This window comes from Actinopolymorpha singaporensis (genome assembly GCF_900104745.1).
Classification (GTDB): Bacteria; Actinomycetota; Actinomycetes; order Propionibacteriales; family Actinopolymorphaceae; genus Actinopolymorpha; species Actinopolymorpha singaporensis.
The window spans coordinates 1356571-1376296 of the sequence record NZ_LT629732.1 but is presented as its reverse complement, the minus strand read 5'-3'; the positions used below and the strand labels follow the sequence as shown (position 1 = coordinate 1376296).

The window sequence follows — 19726 nt, the reverse complement described above, 5'->3', positions numbered from 1 at the left end:
CTGCGGCCTACTTGCTGAGGACCTCGTAGGTGACCTCCTGGCGCCCCTGGTCACGGGAGACGCCCAGTGCGTCCCACGTGTCGGGCAGCAGGTCGATCACCGCGCCGGTCCAGCCGGCCGGGCCGCGGTCCGCGACCGGAGCGATCACGCTCTTGCCGGTCTGCTTGCTGGTGATGCGCACCATGGTGCCGCAGGGAATCTTCCACAGGGCCACGCCCTTGGTGATGTTCCGGCTGTTGCCGCCGCAGGCGAGGGGCTGGTACTCCGAGGCGTCACCGAAGAAGGTGCCCGGGCCGCTCTTGGTCTCCAGGACCTTCCACACCGGCGCGGCAGCCTTCTTGACGGTCTTCTCCGCCTTCTTGGTCGCCTTGGGCGTCGGCTTGGCGGTCTTCTTGACGACCTTCTTCTCGACCTTCCTGACGACCTTCTTCTCAGCCTTCTTGACGGCCTTCTTGGTCGGCTTCGGCTTCGGCTTGGCGGTCTTCGTCGCGGTGGCCTTCGGGGTGGCCTTCGGAGTCGCGGTCGGCACCGGCTTCCGGTCAGCGCCACGGGCGGCGGCCTTGGGGGCCTGGGACTTGGTGGCCTTGATCGGCTTGTCGACGGACGCGGTCGCCGGCGTCGGCTCGGACCGGTTGGCCAGCACCAGGCCACCCGCGGCGACTCCGGCCACCACGAGAGCCGCGGCCACTACTCCCACGACGATCTTTCGACGGGCACTCTGCGAGAATTTCTGCAGCCCAGACAAGAGCAAACCTTTCGATCGGGACAAATCGTTCTGCACCGCTGCGGAATGATCTCCCCCGACCGCGCGCGACCCGAGTTCACGGGCCGCCGGCGTCACGAAACCTGATGTTGTGTCGCTTTTATGTGGTTAGGTCTCGATACTTATGTACGGACAACCGCGGGCAGTCGGCGCGTTTGGACACGACTGCTCGGCGCAGCACCGGAATGTAACTGGCGAAACCGTGCAGGGTCCGCCACGACGCCGCCTAGATTCGCATGAGCGACGAGATCATTCCAAGTTGGTGCGCACCGTGAAACAGTGACCTTCACCACATCAAATGCGGCCAGTAACCCCGTGATGGCGCAGACCGGATAGAACGGAAAGAATATGCGCACGCCCTGCGGGCCGGCGAAAGATTATCAGCATTTTCCGGTGCGCTTATCGGGGCAATTCTAACTTTATATGTACAGAAATGTCCAAACAGCCCTCGAAGTGCCGGCGGCTTCGCGACCTCGCGACCCCGGGCAACGGGCGTGGACAGCAGAGCGGCGCCCGGCCCACCATGTCGGTGGGCCGGGCGCCGCGTACTCCTACCGGAAGGCCGGTACGCCTGCGCCGAGGCGGTAGGCCTACTTCGTCAGGCCGTTCACGAAGTCGGCATTCTCCTTCGACCAGTCGGCCACGCCCTTGGCCTCGTTGCCCTTGTTCTTGTTGAGGGCGACGTCTTCCAGGGTTCCGAGCTGCTGGTCGTTCATCTTGAAGCCGGCCATCCACTTCTTGACCTCGGGGAAGTCCTTGCCGAAGTCCTTACGCCCGACCACGTGCAGCTGCTCGCCCTTGCCCAGGGTGCCCTTGGGGTCCTGGAGGTCGTGGATCGGCAGCTTGGCGTAGGCCCAGTGCGGACGCCACAGGGTCACCACGATCGGCTTCTTGGCCTTGATGGCCTTCTGCAGCTCGGCCAGCATCGCCGGCGTCGAGGACTTGGCCAGCTGGAAGTTGTCCAGACCGTACGCCGGCATGACCTTCTTCTCGGTCGTGCTGGTCAGCCCGGCACCCGCCTCGATACCGGTGATCTTTCCGCCGAACTCACCGGACTTGGCCTTCAGGTCCCCGATCGTCTTGACGTCCTTGACATAGTTGGGGACGGTGATGCCGAGCGTGGCGTTGTCGTACCACACGCCGACGTCCTCGAGCTGCTTGCCGTAGCGGTCCCAGTACGTCTTGTGGGTGGTCGGCAGCCAGGTGTCCAGGAACACGTCGACGTCACCCTTGGCCAGGCCTGCGAAGAGCGGTCCCGGGTCCAGCTGGACCATCTCGACCTTGTAGCCCTTCTTCTCCAGCTCCTGCTTCCACAGGTGGGTGGTGACGACGTCCTCGTCCCAGGGAATCCAGCCGATCCTGATCGTCTTGCCCTTGCCGGAGCCACCATCCTGCGAGGTCTTCTCCTTCTTGCCACCGCCGGCAGCGTCGTTCGCACCGCCGATGCTGCCGCAGCCCGCGGCCACCAGCGTGGTCGCGACCAGCGCCGCCAGTGCCACCGCCAGGCGGCGCCACAATCCTCCAGTTCGCACGGTTCACAGTCCTTTCGTCGTCAGGTAGTTCATGTCACGCGCCGGACGACACGCGACTGCCCCGTCTGGTCGGGGGTCGGTCAGCGCTGCCGGACCTCATCGGTTTCCGGCGGCCGACTGCGCACGGACCACTGCCGAACGACTCGTCAAAGAGGCCGTCAGCCGGTCGAGGTAGACCGCGAGCACCACCACTGCCAGGCCGGCCTCGAAGCCGCCGGCCAGATCGATGGTGGAGATGGAGGTGTAGACCTTGCCACCGAGACCGCCGGCGCCTACCAGCCCGGCGATCACGACCATGGACAGGGCCAGCATGATGACCTGGTTGATGCCGGCCATGATCGTCGGCAGGGCGAGCGGGAGCTGGATCCGGCCGAGGATCCGCCCCGGAGGCGCACCGAACGACTCACCGGCCTCGACGACCTCCCGGTCGACCTGGCGGATCCCCAGCTCGGTCAGACGTACGCCGGGTGCCATCGCGAAGATGACGGTGGCGACGACGCCGGGCACCACGCCCACGCCGAACAGGAAGATCGCCGGGATGAGGTAGACGAACCCGGGCATGGTCTGCATGAAGTCCAGCACCGGCTTGACGATCCGGCTCACTGTGTCGCTCTGCCCCGCGGCGATACCGATCGGGACGGCGAAGGCCACCGCGACCACACTTGCCACCAGGACCAGCGCCAGCGTGTCCATGGTCGGCTTCCACAACCCCATGCTGTCGATGAGGAGGAACGCGAGAACGGCGAACAGGCCGAACTTCCAGCCCCGCAGGGCCAGCCCGAGTATGCCGAACGCGACGGCCAGCACGATCGCCGGCGGAATCCCGCCGAACGCCGCGGCGTACCCGAGTGCCATGGCCACCACGAAGGCGCCCGCTCCCCACTTCCAGCCCTTCAGGGAAAGGGCGAGCAGGCCGAAGACCACGGCCAGGCCGACGATCACGGGTGCGTTGAAGAACCCGGCAAGCCCGTCGACGACGAACCCGACGGCGCTGCCAATCGCGTCGAACACCGCGCTGAGGTTGTTCACCAGCCAGTCGACGGCGCCGGCGAACAGATCACCGACGTGCAGGCGAGGAATCGAGAACGTGGCGAGCAGACTCACGGCCTGGCCTCCTCGGTGTCCGTGCCGGTGCTGCCGGCGAGCTTGACGTCAACCTCGGGTTGCGTGCCGTCAGGTCCGACTTGCTGCCCGTCAACCTCGGCTTGCTGCCCGTCAGGTTCGACTTGCTGCCCGTCAGGTTCGGCTTGCGCGCCGGCGGAATGGGGTTGCCCACCGTTGAGATCGGGGGCGTGCGTGCCGCTGCCCAGTGCGGCGAGCAGGGTCACCCTCGGGATCACACCCAGCAGCCGGCGGTCCTCGTCGACCACCGCGAGCGGCACGGGTGCCTCCGCCGAGGGAGTCAGCAGGTCGGCGAGCATCACGTCCGGCCCGACCGACACCACGTCGTCGGCGTTGGTCAGTCCGTCCAGGGACTCCCTGCCGGTACGGGTCGCCTCCGCCACCACGTTGTCTCGCACCGCGCCGACCAGGCGGCGGTCCCGGTCGACGACGAACGCCGCACCGACCTGGTTCTCCCGCATCACCCGCAGCGCCTGCCGCGGGCCGGACTTGGCCCGCACCAACGCCACCGGCGGTTCCATGACCGCGCTGGCGGTGAGGACCCGCGAGCGGTCGACGTCCTGCACGAACTGCGCGACGTAGTCGTTCGCCGGGTCCTGGAGAATCTCTTCCGACGTACCGATCTGCACGATCCGGCCATCCCGCATCATCGCGATCCGGTCGCCGAGACGCATCGCCTCGTTCAGGTCGTGGGTGATGAAGATGATGGTTTTGCCCAAGCGGGCTTGGAGTTCCAGCAGCTGTTCCTGCATCTCCCGCCGGATCAGCGGGTCGAGCGCGCTGAACGCCTCGTCCATCAACACGATGTCCGTGCCGGCGGCGAGCGCACGCGCCAGGCCGACCCGCTGCCGCATCCCGCCGGAAAGCTGGGTCGGCAGGTGGTCTTCCCAGCCCTCCAGTCCCACCATGGAAAGCGCCTCGCGGGCCCGGTCGTTGCGCTCGGCCTTGCCGAGCTTGCGAACCTCCAGCCCGTAGGCGGCGTTCTCCAGGACGGTCCGGTGCGGCAGCAGTGCGAAGTGCTGGAAGACCATGCTGATCTTCTCCTGCCGGACCGCACGCAACCGCTTGGGGGAAAGCCCGCTCAGCTCGGTGTCACCGAGATAGACCTTGCCGGAGGTAGGAGTGAGGAGTCCGTTGAGCATCCGGATCAACGTGGACTTTCCCGAACCGGACAACCCCATGACGACGAAGATCTCGCCTTCGTCGACGGCGAAGGACGCGTCGATCACGGCCGGCGTGACGCCCATCCGGCGCACGTCCTTGGCTTCCTTGCCCTGCTCCAGCAGAGGTACGGCATCGTCTGCACGACGCCCGAAGACCTTGTAGATCTTTTCGGCACGTACTGCGTGCACGAGCTCCCAATCTTTTCGATCGCACCCTCGTGGCACACGGCTGTAGAGCCGGCCACGGCGAGGCACTCGGGGTCTGTCAACCGCGGGTTGGCACACGCGGTCGCGTGCGCTCACGCGGTCACAGCCGACCGGCACCCCCGGAATCGATCACGACGATCGACAGCACGGGCGCAACTTCGCCCTGCGGCGTCTGTCGGAGACACCCGTGCGGGCCGGTCCACCCCTGACGGGTAGTTCGGCCCTTGACGCTACCGGGACCGGCCGTCGGATCGCCAATCCGGTGACCGGAATGTTGTCAATCTCCCACCGATGTCACGTCGCGTGCATGGGAGGAACGCCTGTGCCACAACGAGCGGCCGAACAGGTCACACGCGGGCACCCAGGGTGACGGGATCCGGACCGGAGCAGGAGACAGTGTCGCCGGCTCGAGGTACCCGGTTGGTCAGGGTTCGGACCGTCAACGTCGGGTTTGCGGTGGATCACCAGGGCCGGGGCCCAGACGGCAGGTGACCGGACAACGAGAAGGAGCCGCCTCCCCGCAGGGAGACGGCTCCTTCTCGTCTGACGTGGCCGACCCCGAGCGGGGGCCGGCGCCGCGCTCAGGCCAGGCTCTCCAACCACGCGTTGTGCAGGTCGGCGAACCGCCCGGTCTGCTCGATCAGCTGGCTGGGCGACCCGTCCTCGACCACCCGGCCCTGCTCCATCACCAGCACCCGGTCGGCGATCTCCACCGTGGACAGCCGGTGGGCGATGATCAACGCGGTCCGGTCGGCGAGGATGGTCCGCAGGGCCCGCTGCACCAGTCGCTCGCTCGGCACGTCCAGGCTGGACGTCGCCTCGTCGAGGATCAGCACCGCCGGGTCGGCAAGGAACGCCCGGGCGAACGCGATCAGCTGCCGCTGCCCGGCCGACAGCCGGCCGCCGCGCTTGCCCACCTGGGTGTCGTACGCGTCCGGCAGCGCCTCGATGAACTCGTCCGCACCGATGGCCCGTGCCGCCGCCACGACCTCCTTCATCGTGGCGTCCGGCCGACCGAACCGGATGTTGTCGGCGACCGTCCCGGTGAACAGGAAGTTCTCCTGCGTCACCATGACCACGGCCTTGCGGAGGGTGGCCTCGTCCAGGTCGCGCAGGTCGACCCCGTCCAGGCGCACGCTCCCCTTCACCGGGTCGTAGAAGCGGGCCAGCAGCTTCGCCAACGTCGTCTTGCCGGCGCCGGTCGCACCCACCAACGCCACCGTCTGACCCGCGGGCATCCGCAGGTCCAGCTCGGGCAGCACCGGCCGGCCCTCGACGTATCCGAACTCCACGTGGTCGAAGTGCACCTCGCCGCGGGCGTTGTCGAGCTTCACCGGCTCGGCGGGCTCGGCGACCTCCGGCTTCTCCTCCAGCACACCGGACAGCTTCTCCAGGGCGGCACTGGCCGACTGGAACGTGTTGTAGAACTGGCTGATCTCCTGCATCGGCTCGTAGAACTGCCGCAGGTAGAGCAGGAACGCCGCGAGCACACCGACGGTCACCGCGTCGTGGAACGCGAGCCAGCCGCCGTACAACAGCACTGCCGCCACCGTGACGTTGCCGATCGCCTTCACGCCCGGCATGAAGACCGCGATCAGCCGCATGCCCTGCATGTTGGCGTCACGGTAGCTGGCGTTGACCTCCTCGAAGATCTCCTGGTTGCGCGGCTCGCGACGGAACGCCTGCACCGCGCGGATGCCGCCCATCGACTCCACGAAGTGCACGATGACGACCGCCACCGTCTCCCGCGTCTTGCGGTAGGCGATGCTGGACTTCTTCCGGAACCACTGCGTGAAGAACAGCAGGATCGGGATCGGGACCAGCGCCACCAGACCGAGTTTGACGTCCAGGATCAGCAGCAGCACGGCCGTACCGACGAGGGTGAGCACCGCGCTCACCATGCTGTCGAAGCCGGACTGCAGCAGCTCGTAGATCGCCTCGATGTCGGAGGTCAGACGGGAGATCACCCGACCGGAGGTGTACTTCTCGTGGAACGACAGCGACAGCTTCTGGAAGTGGTTGAAGATCCGTCGCCGCAGGTGGAGCAGCACCTCCTGGCCGATCTTTCCGGACAGCTGCAGGAACAGCTGCCGGGTGACGGCCTGGGTGACCGCCGCCACGACCAGGGCCACCACGACGGTGACCAGGGTGGTGGCGCCCTCGTTGTGGACCAGCGGCGGGATGCCACGGTCGATACCGACCTTCACGAGGTACGGGATGGCCAGCCGGGCGGCGTTCTCGACGACCACCGCCACGACCAGCAGGGCGATCAGCTTGCGGTAGGGACGGAGCAGGTCGCCGAGCAGCTTCCGGGAACGCTCCCGGAGGAACACCGACGCCTTGTCGCCGATGTCGTCCTGCCCTTCGGCCGCGACACCCCGCCAGCCCTTGTCTTCCGCCGGCTGGGTGCCGGCGGTCTTCAGGGCGTTCTCGTCGGCCTCGCCGTCGGAGGTCTTCGTCGTGGTCTGGGTCTGGGTCGTCACGAGTACACCTCCTTCGCCTCGAGGTCGGTGTCGGCGTCCTGGCCGAGCAGCTCGCGGTAGGCGGGCACCTCGGCGAGCAGCTCCTGATGGGTGCCGACGTGGGTCACCGTGCCGCCCTGCAGCAGGGCCACCTTGTCCGCCAGCAGCACCGTCGACGCCCGGTGGGCGACCACGATGCCGGTGGCCTCGGCGAGCACGTACCGCAGCGCCTTCTCCACCAGCGCCTCGGTCTCCACGTCCAGTGCGGACAGCGTGTCGTCGAGCACCAGGATCTTCGGCCTGGTGAGGACCGCCCGGGCCAGTGCCAGGCGCTGCCGCTGACCGCCGGACAGCGACAGGCCCTGCTCGCCGATCCGGGTGTCCAGGCCCCACGGCAGGTCGTGGACGAACTTCGCCTGCGCGACCTCGAGCGCCTGGTGGACCTCCTCCTCGGTCGCGTCGGTGCGACCGAGCGTGAGGTTCTCCCGCACGCTCATGGAGAACAGCGTCGGCTCCTCGAACGCGGTGGCCACGATGGAGCGCAGGGCCGGGAGGGTGAGGTCGCGGACGTCGCGCCCGTCGATGGTCACCCGGCCCGCGGTGACGTCGTGCAGCCGGGGCACCAGCGCCGTCAACGTGGTCTTGCCGGAACCGGTCGCGCCCACGACCGCCACCGTCTCGCCCGGCTGGACGTCCAGCCACACGTCGTGCAGCACCGGAGTGTCGTCGTCGGGGAAGTGGAAGCCGACCCCCTCGAACCGCAGGTGACCGGCCGCCCGCGGCGCCTCGTCCGAACCGTCGACGATGGCCGGCTCGGTGTCGAGCACCTCCATCACCCGGTCGGACGCGGTCATCGCCTCCTGGGCCATCGCGAGGATCTGCCCCAGCGAGGCGATCGGCCACACCAGCTGCAGCACCAGCGTGCTGAACGCCACCAGGGCGCCGAGTGTCAACGCTCCCTTACCGACGGCCAGCGCGCCGAACAGCAGGACGAGGGTGAGGGTGAGGTTGGGGACGAACCCGAGGAACGTCCAGAACCTCGACGACAGCCGCACCTTGTCCATGGACGTGTCGTAGACCTGGCGTGCCTGCTCGTCGAAGGTGTCGTACATGTGGTGCCGGCGGCCGAACGCCTTGATGACCCGGATCCCGACCGCGCCCTCCTCGACGATGGTCGCGAGGTCACCCTGCTGGTCCTGCACCGCGCGGGAGATGCGGATGTAGCGCTTCTGGAACCGCGCCGACATCACGATGACCGGCGCCGCGGTCGCCGCCACCAGCAGGCCCAGCGGCCAGTACATCTGCAGCAACAGCACCGTGACGACGGTCAACTGCACGACGTTGGTGACCAGGAAAATGACACCGAAGCCGAGGAACCGCCGGATGATCGACAGGTCCGTGGTGATCCGGGACAGCAGCTGGCCACTCTGCCAGCCGCCGTGGAAGCTCATCGGCAGCCGCTGCAGGTGAGCGTAGATGTCGTCGCGGATCTCGGTCTCCAGGCCGAGCACGGCCACGGACTGGATCCAGCGACGGAGGAAGATGAGGAACGCTTCGACGAGTCCGAGTGCGACCGCCAGCAGGCCCAGCAGGACAAGGCCACGGGAGTCACGGTCCGCGATCGGCCCGTCGATGATCTGCTTGGTGACCAGAGGTATCGCCAGGCTGGCGCCGACGCCGACGAGTGCCGCGGCGAACATCACGACCAGTCGGCCGACGTAGGGTCGAAGGTAGCTCCGCAGCCGCCACAGGGAGTCGAGGCTACGGAGATGTTTCTTGGAGTTGTTGGTACCGGGCTGGTTGGACTGGTTGGCGACGGTCGCCGCCGAGGTATCTGATGGCATTGTCGGGCAGGCCACTCCTCACCGAGTGCGTTTCGGAAGAAGGATCGCCGGTCGCGAACGCCGCCCCTCCACGGGCGATCCGGCGGAAGCTGAAGCTGAGTCCTCCTCAGGATAATCGGTTCGAACAACCACTCGCACCGGAGAAACCGAGATGCCCGGGGGAGACCGCCAACCCCGGTTGGGCTTCTGGCCGGACCTGGCCAGGCATCGTCACAGCGTTCGGACGTACGACATACAGCACGTGACGCATCCCGGCGTGCGGGACCTCACGCGCGAAGCGCATTCCCAACCGTTCCATCACCGCACGTGAACGCGCGTTGTGCGGCAACGTGAGGGCGACCACCTCCCGCGCACCGAGTTCGGCGAACGCGAGCAACAGACCGGCCGCACCGATCTCGGTGGCGTAGCCGCGACCCCACCGCTCCGGGCGTACCGTCCATCCCACCTCGTGGGTCGAACGACCGTCGAGGGTGCACGGCGCGACGCCGCCACGGCCGACGAGTTCGCCGTCGTCACGGTCGTAGGCGGCCCACGTACCGAACCCCACCGCGTCCCAGCCGGCCCGCAGCCGCAGCACACTTCGCCGGGCGGACTCCTGCGTCCACGCACCGCCGAGCCAGCCCGCCACCTCCGGCCGGGAGTGCAGGCGCCACAGGTCCATCCCGTGTTCAGGACCGACCGGCTCCAGCCGCAGCCTCCGGGTCAGCCGGGTCCGCGCGGACTTCACCACCACCTCGGCCAGGCCGGGGTCGGCCACGGTTCCCGGCGACCGCAGCCAGCCGGTGTCACCGAGACCGGCCCAGGTGAACGCGTCGTGGCCGGTGCCGGTGAGGTCAGGAGCCGGAGAGAGGTCACGTGCCGGGGCGAGGTCACGCGCCGCGGCGGGCTCGGCCGCGGTCGCTGGGGTCACTGGGGTCACTGCGGTCACCAGGAAACGGAGGTCGCGACGGACCGCTCGACCCGGCCGGCCCGTACGACCTGTTCCGTCGAAGGCCGGCTCGACCATCGGCTCGACCGCACGGACGGTCCAGCCGGTCGCCCGGGCGACCGCGTCCCGGAGGGTGTCACCGACGGAGGCACCGACCGGTACGTCGGCGACGACGGGTTCCCAGGTCCCGGGCCACGATGCCCCGTCGGGCCGCCGCAGCAGCAGGATCCGATCACGCCGGTCACGAACGAGCGCTGTCACCCGCAGCGCGGGCCCCTCGTGGTCACGGATCAGCCCGCACAGGTCGGCGGCGACGCCCATGAACTCCGACTACCCACCTGCGGCGCCCGCACTCGCGTGCCGCCGACCGGCCGGACGTCAGCGTGCCCGGGCGGCCCAGCGTCCGGCGAGGTCCAGGAAAAGGTCGTTGGCGGCGGGCTCACCCACGCTCACCCGGCACCCGTCCTCGTCGAACGGCCGGACCACGACGCCACCTTCCTCACACGCCCGCGCGAACGCCTGTGTGTCGGCACCGAGCGGGAGCCAGCTGAAGTTGGCCTCGGTCGCGGGTACGTCGAAACCGAGCGCGCGCAGACCCTCGGTCACCCGGGCGCGCTCCTTGACCAACACCTCGACCTGCTCGAGGAGTTCGTTCTCGCAGGCCAGCGCGGCCAGGGCCGCCTCCTCCGCGACGCTGGACACCGCGAACGGCGGGGTGCACACCCGCAGCGCCTCGGCGACCGGGTCGTGCGCGATCGCGTACCCGACCCGGAAGTTGGCCAGGCAGTACGCCTTGGAGAAGGTCCGCAGCACGCAGACGTTCGGATGGTCGCGGTAGAGCGCCAGCCCGTCGGCGGCCGCCGGGTCGCGGACGAACTGCAGGTAGGCCTCGTCGACCACGATCAGCACCTCACGCGGGACCTGGGCACAGAAGTCGGCCAGCTCCTCGTGGGTGACCACCGGGCCGGTCGGGTTGTTCGGCGTACAGACGATCACGACCCGGGTCCGGTCGGTGATCGAGGCGGCCATCGCGGGAAGGTCGTGCCGCGCACCGGTGGTCAGCGGCACCTCGATCCGGGTGGCACCGGCGACCTGCGCCGCGATCGGGTACGCCTCGAACGAGCGCCAGGCGTACACCACCTCGTCGCCGGGCTCGCAGGTCGCCTGGAGCAGGTGGTAGAGCAGCGCCACCGAACCCGTCCCCATGGCGAAGTGACCGGGCGGGACGTCGAGCCGGTCCGACAGTGTGCCGACCAGCCGGCCGCAGGCGAGGTCGGGGTAGCGGTTCATCACCCGGCTGGCCTCGTGCGCGGCCTCGACGAGGGCGGGCAGCGGCGGGAACGGATTCTCGTTGCTGGACAGCTTGTACGTCGGCCGGTCGGTGGCCGCCGCTGCCGGTCGGCCCGGCTTGTACGACGGGATGCCCTGGAGAGCTCTGCGCAGGCGAGGTCCGGTCGACGGGTCGGTCATGCTCCTCACCATAGGGTCTGCCGGAGGGGACACGGCGCCCGGTGCGGCCATCAGGCACGCTTGGTGACGTGCGGGCAGACGAGGTCGACGAGCGCGACACCCACCATTCGGACGAACCGGACTCGCTGGCCGGGGTACTCGGGGGCTGGGAGGCCTCCGTCGACGCCGCGCTGCCGCCCGTGGCGTTCGTGGCCGGCTGGCTGGTCGCCGGCAACTCCGTGGGCTGGGGTGTCGCTGCCGCGCTGGCGGTCGGGGTCGCGGTGGCGGCGTACCGATGGTCTCGAGGTGCCCGGCCGCGCGCCGTCCTGCTCGGGCTGCTCGGGGTCGCGGTCGCCGCCGTGGTCGTACTCCGAACCGGCCGGGCCGCCGACTTCTTCCTGGTCCAGCTCGCCACCAACGCCGCCAGCGGGCTGGCCTGGATCGTGAGCATCGTGGTGCGCCGGCCGCTGCTCGGCATCGTCGTGGGCACCGCGCTCCGGCAACGCGGGCGCTGGCGACGTGACCCCGACCTGCTGCGGGCCTACGGCGCCGCCTCCTGGGTGTGGGTCGGGCAGTACGCCGTACGGGTGGGAGTATTCGGTGCGCTGTACGCAGCGGACGCGGTGGTGGCCCTCGCCGCTGCCCGGGCCGCGCTGACCTGGCCGCTGGTCGCGGCATGTGTCGCGGTGAGCGCGTGGGTGCTGAGGCGTTCGCTGCCGGCGGGGCATCCCGGCTTCCGGCGTCCCCGCGTCGAGGATTCCTGACCGGCCGGAACCCCGCGCGATCCGGTGGCCCGAACGGCCGCACCCTCGCGATCATGGCGGCTTCGCCGTGACCGAGAGGAGTCCCCATGCCCGACACACCGTCCACGCCCGACACACCGTCCACGCCCGACACACCGTCCACGCCGGCCGACCCGTCCACGCCGGCGACACCACCGGTGCCCGCCGACCCGACGGTGCTCCATCCGATACCCGGCCAGCCGCGGGTTGTGCTGCTCCGCCCGCTGGTCACCTCGCCGTTGATCGAGGTCGGTGAGTTCACCTACTACGACGATCCGGACGACCCGACGGAGTTCGAGACCCGCAACGTGCTCTACCACTACGGGCCGGAGAGGCTGGTCATCGGCCGGTTCTGCGCTCTGGGCACGGGGGTCCGGTTCCTGATGAACGGCGCCAACCACCGGATGGACGGCCCGTCGACGTTCCCGTTCCCGATCATGGGCGGTGCGTGGGCGGACCACTTCGACCTGATCACCGGGCTGCCCGGGCGCGGCGACACGGTGGTGGGGCACGACGTCTGGCTCGGCTACGGGTCGATGGTGATGCCCGGCGTACGGATCGGACACGGCGCGATCGTGGCCTCCGGCTCGGTCGTGGTCGACGACGTTCCCGACTACGGCGTCGTCGGCGGCAACCCGGCCCGGCTGATCCGGTACCGCCACAGCGAGACGGACATCGCCCGCCTGCTCGCCGTGGCCTGGTGGGACTGGCCACTCCACCACCTCACCGAGCACGTCCGAACCGTCATGTCGGGCACCGTCGCCGACCTCGAGGCGGCGGCTCCTGATCGCGCCTGACCCTCGGCCGACTCCTCCCGACGGTCTGATTCTCTTCGCTCAGGACTTGTCGCCGTCGTATCGGCGATATATCGTGAACCATCGGAACGACAGTTCAGCGACACGTCGCCAGACCTGAGGAGAGATCACATGAGCAGGCACACCCCACCCTTCGCCCGGGCCCTTCCGTACGCCATGCCGGTGGCAGCGGCGGCACTGAGGGCGGCCGCTCGCAGGGGCTGCGGCCCGGCGGGCGGACCGTTCGGGCACGCACAGTTCGGTCCGTTCGGGTCCACCGGTTTCGAGCCGCCCCCGCCTGGACCTCACCCGGGCGGAGACTTCGGTGACGCGGGCGAGTACGACGTCCCCGGCGACCCGGCGGAGCACTTCCGTGGCCACTTCTTCGGTGCGCACGGAGAACACGGAGGAGGCGAAGGACGCGGTGGCGGAGGTCGCGGCCGCGGCGGACGAGGACGCGGCGGCGGACGGGGCCGTGGCGGTTTCGGTCCCGGTGGCTTCGGCCCCGGAGGATTCGGTGGCTTCGGCTTCGGCGGCCCGGGTGGCCCCGGCGGCTGGGGTCGCGGCGGCTGGGGCCCGCCGTTCGGGCCAGGCCGCGGCCCGCGGGCGCGCCGCGGCGACGTCCGGTCGGGAATCCTCCACCTGCTCGCCGACACCGGCCGGCCGATGCACGGCTACGAGATGATCCGGGAACTCGCCGAACGCAGCGGCGGGGCCTGGCGCCCCAGTGCGGGTTCGATCTATCCCACACTGCAGTTGCTCGAGGACGAGGGCCTGGTCAGCTCCACCGAGGAGGGCGGCAAGCGGTCCTACGCCCTCACCGAGGCCGGCCGCGAACACGTGGCCACCCGCGAGGGGCAGGCACCGTGGGAGGAGTTCGCCGAGCCCGCCGACTCGCCGTGGCACGAGCTGCGGAACGCCGGGATGGGCCTGGCCGCCGCCGCGATGCAGGGCGCCCAGGTGGCCGACGAGGACCAGCTCGCCCGGATCGTCGACACCCTCCACGAGGCCCGGTCGAAGATCTACCGGATCCTCGGTGAGGACCAGCCGCGCGGCGACTCGGACGCGGCGGAGGACGAGGACAACTGACGTACGCCTGACGTACGAGCAACGCACGCCAGGCGTATGACCGACGTACGACCGGCATCCACGAGTGACGCAACGACCGGCCCGGCCGACCCCCGTACCCACGGGCGGCCGGGCCGGTCGGCATCCTGGGACCGTGCAGCTTCCTCCGGCCCGTGACCCGTCCGCGTACCACCTGAGCCTGGTCTGCCTGGGCAACATCTGCCGGTCGCCGATCGCCGCGGTGGTCGTACGACGACAGCTCGCCGAAGCCGGGCTCACCGTGGTCCGGGTGGACAGCGCCGGGCTCGGCGGCTGGCACGTCGGCGAGGGGATGGACCCGCGGTCGGCGCGCGTACTGGTCGCCTCGGGGTACGACCGGGACGAGGTGTCGGCGCACCGGGCACAGCAGTTCGACCGTGACTGGTTCGCCGACCGCGATCTGGTGCTCGGCATGGACGAGGCCAACCTTGACGGTCTGCGCCGCCTCGCCGGACCGGGCGACGGGCACCGGGTAGGGCTGTTCGGCTGGTTCGGAAGGAACGTCGGCGAGATCCCGGACCCCTACACCGCGAGTGGTGAGGCGTTCGACGAGGTGCTCGAAATGGTCGAGGAGGCGGCCGCCGGTCTGGTCACGGAACTCGCCTCACTGATCGGCCCGACCAACTGATCGTCACGGCATCGACTCGCCCGCGTACGCAAAGTGAGAGCCCAGGTCTTACTATCGGGCAATGGCTCGGCAGGCAAGCATCGCTCAGCACGTCGAGGAGCTCCTCGGCACCGCGGTCGTGGCGACCAACCCCGTGGCCGGCGGCGACGTATGTGTCGCGACCCGCGCCCGCCTCGGTGACGGCCGCAGCGTCTTCGTCAAGGCGCGGCCAGGCGCCCCCGACGACTTCTTTCCCACCGAGGCTGCCCACCTCGAGTGGCTGGCCTCCGCCGGCGAGGGCGCGGCCGCCATCCCGGTCGTGCTCGGCGTCGGCCAGGAGTGCCTCGTCTTGGAGTGGCTGGAGGCCGGTCGTCCCACACCGGAGGCAGCCGAACAGCTCGGCCAGGCTCTCGCGATCACCCACCGAAGCGGCGCCGCGTCGTTCGGCGGACCGGCGGACGGCTACATCGGCGCACTGCCACAGCCGAACGAGCCGGCCGACAGATGGCCCGAGTTCTACGCCCGCAACCGCGTCGAGCCCTACCTGCGGACCGCGTTCAACCGGGGCCGTCTGCGGGCCGACGACGCGAACGCGATCTGCGCGGTCCTGGACCACATCGACGACCACGCCGGCCCGCCCGAACCCCCTGCCCGCATCCACGGCGACCTGTGGTCGGGCAACATCGTCTGGGCGCTGGACGGCGAGCCCCGGTTGGTCGACCCGGCCGCGCACGGCGGGCACCGGGAGACCGACCTGGCGATGCTTGCGTTGTTCGGTACGCCGCACCTGGACCGGCTGGTGGCCGCGTACGACGAGGTGTTCCCACTGGCCGACGGCTGGCGCGACCGCGTGGCCCTGCACCAGCTCCATCCGCTGCTCACCCACGCCGCCGCGTTCGGTGGAGGGTACGGCGTCCGCGCCGGGCAAGCCGCCCGGTCACTCACCGCGGCCCTCGCCACCCGGGACGCGGCGACCGAGGCGTGACCGTCTCCGGCGACGGTCCCGACCCGTGACGAGCGGTTCCCACGCCGTTGACCTCGTCCGCGGTTGAGGTCGTACGGTCCAGGCCATGACCGACCGCGTCACCCACCCCGCCCTCGCCGAGCTCGCCGACCGGCTGACCGTCGACCTCACCACCCGGGGACGCCGCAGCGGCCGGCCGCTGCGGGTGGAGATCTGGTGGTTCCACGTGGACGGCAGGTTCGTCATCACCGGGACACCCGGCCCCCGGCACTGGTACGCCAACGTCCTCGCCGACCCGCACGTCACCGTCCATGTCGACGGCCTGGACCTGCCGGCCTTCGCCCGGCCGGTCACCGATCCGGAAGCCCGGCGCCGGGTGTTCACCGACCCGCGGACCAGGTGGTACCGCGACCAGGCCGACCTCGACGAGCTCGTCCGGACCTCGCCGATGATCGAACTCGAGCTCCCCGTGCCCGGCGGGACTCAGCCTCGCGACGAGGCCGCCGACCCGACTGCGCCACGCTGACCCCGGGGTCGGGCGCGGTCCGGCGCGGGAGGCCGGGGCGGCGGACGGCGCGACACGTCCGGTGAGGACCGGACGAGCGCGACCACGACGAGGGGTACGCCGGTCATCAGGACCGCGGCCAGCACCGCCACCCCGGAGTCGTTGAGCGCGAAGCCGAGCAGCCCCGTGAGCCAGACCGCGCGCAGGGTCGGCCGCGCCGTGGGCCAGCAGCGGTAGGTGTCGGCGAGTGCTCGCGCGCCGAACCCGCGCGGGCGAAGGAGGTACACACCGACGCCGACGTACGTGAGCAGGGTCAGCCAGCCGAGTGGACCGCCGTAGGTCAGGCTGGCCAGCGCGGCCTCGGCCTTGCGGACGACCACCGGTCCGCCCTGCCCCTCGACGCCCCGCTGCACGAAGGTGCCGAGGTGGGATCTGCTCTCCGGCGGCCGCAGCCAGTCGGCGACCGAGACCGCGCTCACCGCCGCGACGGCCGCGATCGCGACGAGGGCGACCCGGCGCACGGTCAGCCGAACCCCGGCGACGTCCGCCGCGAGCACAGCGACTCCGGGCACCAGCGCGAGCACTCCGCCGAAGTCCGCACCCCAGCTCGGCCATCCGTCCAGCACGACCGCTGCGAACCCGACCGTCAGCACGACGAGCGCGGCCCGGCGGCGGTGGTGGCGTTCGGCCTGGCGGGTGGCGAGGCCGCCGGCCGTGAGCAGCACAGCGGTGGCGAAGATCGCGAACGCGACGTTGCCGAAGCCGAAGTACCGCCCGCCGACCAGCGGCAGGTCGCCGGGCGTCACGAGGTTGCCGCCCTGCAGGTGGGAGCCGGTCACCACGTCGGCGCCGAGCACGACGGCGGTGACCAGGGCGAGTGTGGTCGGCGCTGCCCAGGGCGGGTCGTACGGTGTGCGGCCCGCCAGTGCTGCCAGCACTGCGGTGAACCCGGCGACGGTGAGGACGAGCGACCACACCGGGACCGGCGAGGCGGCCCAGGGCACCAGTCCGGCGAGCACCGCCGCGACCGGGGCGGCGCCGCAGACCAGCCCGGCCGCCGACGCCAGTCGGCCCGCCCGACGGCGCGACACCGCCCGCCGGGCGCGGGCGGCCACCAGCAACGCGAGCCCGTACGCCAGCAGTTGGACGACGACCAGCGCTGTGAAGAACCACAGGCCGTAGGTGCTCACCACGCGGTCGGTGGTGGCGAACGCTCGCAGCCGGTCCAGCGTGGCGGCCGCGGCGGCACTGGTGGCTCGGCCGGCCGGCCGGTCGCCGGTGGCGCGCCAGCAGCCGCCGTCGAACACCTCGTCGGTGCCGGTGCCGAGGAGTTCGGTCAGTGTCGGGGTCAGGTCGGTGAGCTGGACCAACGCCTCCCGCCGGGTTCCGCCACTGGTGAGCCAGCTCCCGTCGAATCCCGGCCCGGCCGCGGCGGCCAGCCGCAACGACGTACCGCTGCCCGCCGACTCGTCGGACAGCCCTGCCACCAGCACGGTCGCGCCCGGACCGGAGGCCGCGACCACCTTCGCGACCAGCGCGTCCGCGGCCACCAGGGCGTCTCCGCGTCCGACGCCCAGGGGCAGAGCGCCCGCGTCGACGACGGTGAGTGGGCAGTCGCCGGTGGGTGCCGCCGTACGGTCGAACGCCGGGCGGTAGCGCGCCACCGTGCCGCTCCGGTCGGCGAGCGCGACCGCGGCGCCCGGCCCGACGGCGGTGGCACAGGAGCCCGCCCGGGCGAGGTGTTCGGCCAAGCGGCCGGGTTCGGCACCGTAGCCGGTGCGCGCCTGTGCCTCGGCCAGCCGCCGCCAGCCGGACACGGTGGAGGTGCCGGCGCCTCCGGGGATCCGCGCGACCCGCGGAAGCGGACCGCAGGTCGCCGGCCCCGCCGCGCGCTCGCCCGCGGAGACGGTGAGCCAGCCGTCCAGCGGACAGGTGCGGGGGCGCACGGAACGCGGGACGAGTACGCCGGGCGCGCCCCGGCCGACCAGCGCGGCCAGCGCGGGGGTGCGAGCGGGCGAGACGTCAGCGGCGGTCAGCCCGCCGATCCCGACCATGACGACGGGGACGACCGACCGGGCGGGACCACCCCGGTCGGCGAACGCCCGATCCGGCGCGCCGGCGAGTGCCGTCGCGGCCACCGACAGGGCGGCGAGCATCCACACGACGGCGGCGGCGAACGGCACCCGGCGCGACATCGCGACCCACCTTAGAGTCGGGCGGGGACAAGCCCCGGGACTTCGGTCAGGCGCCCTGGGTCCACTCCCGGACCAGCGAGGCGAGCACCTGGTGGAACTCCGGGAACGTCTTCTTCACACACCCCGGATCGTCCAGCGTCAGCCCCGGAGTCCGCAGGCCGGTCACGCTGAAACTCATCGCGATCCGGTGGTCGCCGCGGCAGTCGATCTCGGCTTCCCGCGGAGTGCCCGGCCACACCCGGATCCAGTCCCGTCCGGTCTCCACCCGCACGCCGAGCCGGGCCAGGTTGGTCGCGCAGGCGTCCAGGCGGTCGCACTCCTTGACCCGGGTGTTGTAGACGTCCTCGATCCGGACCGGGCCGTCGGCGAACGGCGCGATCGCGGCCAACGTCGGCATCGTGTCGGAGATGTCGCGCATGTTGACCGTGACGCCGGACAGCCGTTCCGGTCCGGTGACGGTGACCGAGTCCGCGGTCAGCGTCACGTCCACGCCCATGCGTCCCAGCACCTCGGCGAACCGGACGTCACCCTGCAGTGCGTCCGTGCCGAGCCCGGGAACGGTCACCGAGCGGCCGGTCAGGGCGGCCGCGGCGAGGAAGTAGCTCGCCGTGGACGCGTCCGGCTCCACGGCGTACTCGGTGGCGCGGTAGCGGCCGGGCGGCACCGTGAACGTGTCGCCGGCGCGGGTCGCCTCCACGCCGAACCTCCGCATCATCGCCAGCGTCATCTCGACGTACGGCACCGACACCAGGTCGGTCACCGTGACCTCCAGACCCTCGGCCATCAGCGGCGCGGCGAGCAGCAGCCCGGTGAGGAACTGCGACGACAGCCCGGCGTCCAGGGTGAGTGCGCCGCCCTTGAGTCCGGCGGCGTGGACGGTGACCGGGAGGTGTCCCTCGCGCTCCTCGGCACGTACGTCGACACCGAGGGCGGCGAGCGCGCCGACGAGCGGGCCGAGCGGGCGGCGGCGCAACTGCTCCGAGCCGTCGAACCGGAACACGCCGTGCCCGAGCGCGCCCAGCGTGGGCAGGAACCTCGCAGCCGTGCCGGCGTCCCGGCAGAACACCTCCGCACCTGGTGCGGGCGGGCCGGCCGCGCCGCCCCGCACCGTGCAGCGGTCCGGGCGCACGTCGACGGCGTACCCCAGCGCGGCCAGGCCGGCGGCGAACGCCTCGGTGTCGTCCGACCACAGCGGCCGGTGCAGCACCGACGTGCCGTCCGCGCAGGCCGCGAGGAACAACGCCCGGGCGGTGAGCGACTTCGACCCCGGGATCGCGACGTCCGTCACGAGTACTCCTTCGT

The 19726-nt window shown here is 70.8% G+C and carries 16 protein-coding genes; 6 read left to right on the top strand and 10 right to left on the bottom strand.

The genetic code is table 11. From position 1 onward, the window contains the following. Window positions 1-7: 7 nt before the first annotated feature. The 8 genes from BLU27_RS06235 to BLU27_RS06200 all read right to left on the bottom strand — a co-directional run bounded on the left by BLU27_RS06235 (window position 8) and on the right by BLU27_RS06200 (window position 11491). A complete protein-coding gene (locus BLU27_RS06235) occupies window positions 8-697 on the bottom strand; it encodes a septal ring lytic transglycosylase RlpA family protein (RefSeq protein WP_206744639.1) in 690 nt (229 codons plus the stop codon). Window positions 698-1353: 656 nt separating this feature from the next. Next, window positions 1354-2295, bottom strand: coding sequence for a glycine betaine ABC transporter substrate-binding protein (locus BLU27_RS06230; protein WP_206744638.1), 942 nt, complete (start codon window positions 2293-2295; stop codon window positions 1354-1356). Window positions 2296-2391: 96 nt separating this feature from the next. Then, window positions 2392-3399 (bottom strand): ABC transporter permease, encoded by a 1008-nt coding sequence (locus BLU27_RS06225; RefSeq protein WP_241827814.1) that lies wholly within the window; start codon window positions 3397-3399, stop codon window positions 2392-2394. Next, window positions 3396-4769, bottom strand: coding sequence for a quaternary amine ABC transporter ATP-binding protein (locus BLU27_RS06220; protein ID WP_092651460.1), 1374 nt, complete (start codon window positions 4767-4769; stop codon window positions 3396-3398). Before BLU27_RS06220 ends, BLU27_RS06225 begins: the two co-directional genes overlap by 4 nt. Window positions 4770-5368: 599 nt before the next feature. Next, a complete protein-coding gene (locus tag BLU27_RS06215; protein WP_241827813.1) occupies window positions 5369-7270 on the bottom strand; it encodes an ABC transporter ATP-binding protein in 1902 nt (633 codons plus the stop codon). Next, the gene (locus BLU27_RS06210) at window positions 7267-9093 is read right to left on the bottom strand and encodes an ABC transporter ATP-binding protein (protein ID WP_092651457.1); all 1827 of its coding nucleotides are present in this window, start codon (window positions 9091-9093) and stop codon (window positions 7267-7269) included. The genes BLU27_RS06215 and BLU27_RS06210 overlap by 4 nt, the downstream gene beginning before the upstream one ends. Window positions 9094-9199: 106 nt before the next feature. Next, window positions 9200-10342, bottom strand: a complete 1143-nt coding sequence (locus BLU27_RS06205) for a GNAT family N-acetyltransferase (RefSeq protein WP_092651454.1) — start codon at window positions 10340-10342, stop codon at window positions 9200-9202. Window positions 10343-10399: 57 nt separating this feature from the next. Further along, window positions 10400-11491 (bottom strand): histidinol-phosphate transaminase, encoded by a 1092-nt coding sequence (locus BLU27_RS06200; protein WP_092651451.1) that lies wholly within the window; start codon window positions 11489-11491, stop codon window positions 10400-10402. 68 nt (window positions 11492-11559) lie between these two features. Here BLU27_RS06200 and BLU27_RS06195 point away from each other — a divergent pair, with 68 nt between their 5' ends. The 6 genes from BLU27_RS06195 to BLU27_RS06170 all read left to right on the top strand — a co-directional run bounded on the left by BLU27_RS06195 (window position 11560) and on the right by BLU27_RS06170 (window position 16250). Beyond that, on the top strand, window positions 11560-12234 hold the full coding sequence (locus tag BLU27_RS06195) for a DUF3159 domain-containing protein (RefSeq protein ID WP_092651448.1): 675 nt from the start codon (window positions 11560-11562) through the stop codon (window positions 12232-12234). 86 nt (window positions 12235-12320) lie between these two features. After that, on the top strand, window positions 12321-13049 hold the full coding sequence (locus BLU27_RS06190) for a CatB-related O-acetyltransferase (protein ID WP_092651445.1): 729 nt from the start codon (window positions 12321-12323) through the stop codon (window positions 13047-13049). Between the two features lie 129 nt (window positions 13050-13178). After that, window positions 13179-14135, top strand: a complete 957-nt coding sequence (locus BLU27_RS06185; protein ID WP_241827812.1) for a PadR family transcriptional regulator — start codon at window positions 13179-13181, stop codon at window positions 14133-14135. Between the two features lie 133 nt (window positions 14136-14268). After that, the gene (locus BLU27_RS06180) at window positions 14269-14781 is read left to right on the top strand and encodes a low molecular weight protein-tyrosine-phosphatase (RefSeq protein ID WP_172804892.1); all 513 of its coding nucleotides are present in this window, start codon (window positions 14269-14271) and stop codon (window positions 14779-14781) included. Window positions 14782-14842: 61 nt separating this feature from the next. Continuing rightward, on the top strand, window positions 14843-15745 hold the full coding sequence (locus tag BLU27_RS06175) for a fructosamine kinase family protein (RefSeq protein ID WP_092651442.1): 903 nt from the start codon (window positions 14843-14845) through the stop codon (window positions 15743-15745). A gap of 85 nt (window positions 15746-15830) precedes the next feature. After that, complete coding sequence (locus BLU27_RS06170) at window positions 15831-16250, top strand: nitroreductase family deazaflavin-dependent oxidoreductase (RefSeq protein WP_092651439.1); 420 nt, start codon at window positions 15831-15833, stop codon at window positions 16248-16250. On the opposite strand, the gene BLU27_RS06165 is transcribed toward BLU27_RS06170, so the two are convergent. Continuing rightward, a complete protein-coding gene (locus BLU27_RS06165) occupies window positions 16208-18424 on the bottom strand; it encodes a serine/threonine-protein kinase (RefSeq protein WP_092651437.1) in 2217 nt (738 codons plus the stop codon). The two genes, BLU27_RS06170 and BLU27_RS06165, sit on opposite strands and share 43 nt — an antisense overlap. Window positions 18425-18470: 46 nt before the next feature. After that, window positions 18471-19712 (bottom strand): 3-phosphoshikimate 1-carboxyvinyltransferase, encoded by a 1242-nt coding sequence (gene aroA, locus BLU27_RS06160; protein ID WP_092651434.1) that lies wholly within the window; start codon window positions 19710-19712, stop codon window positions 18471-18473. Window positions 19713-19726 lie beyond the last annotated feature (14 nt).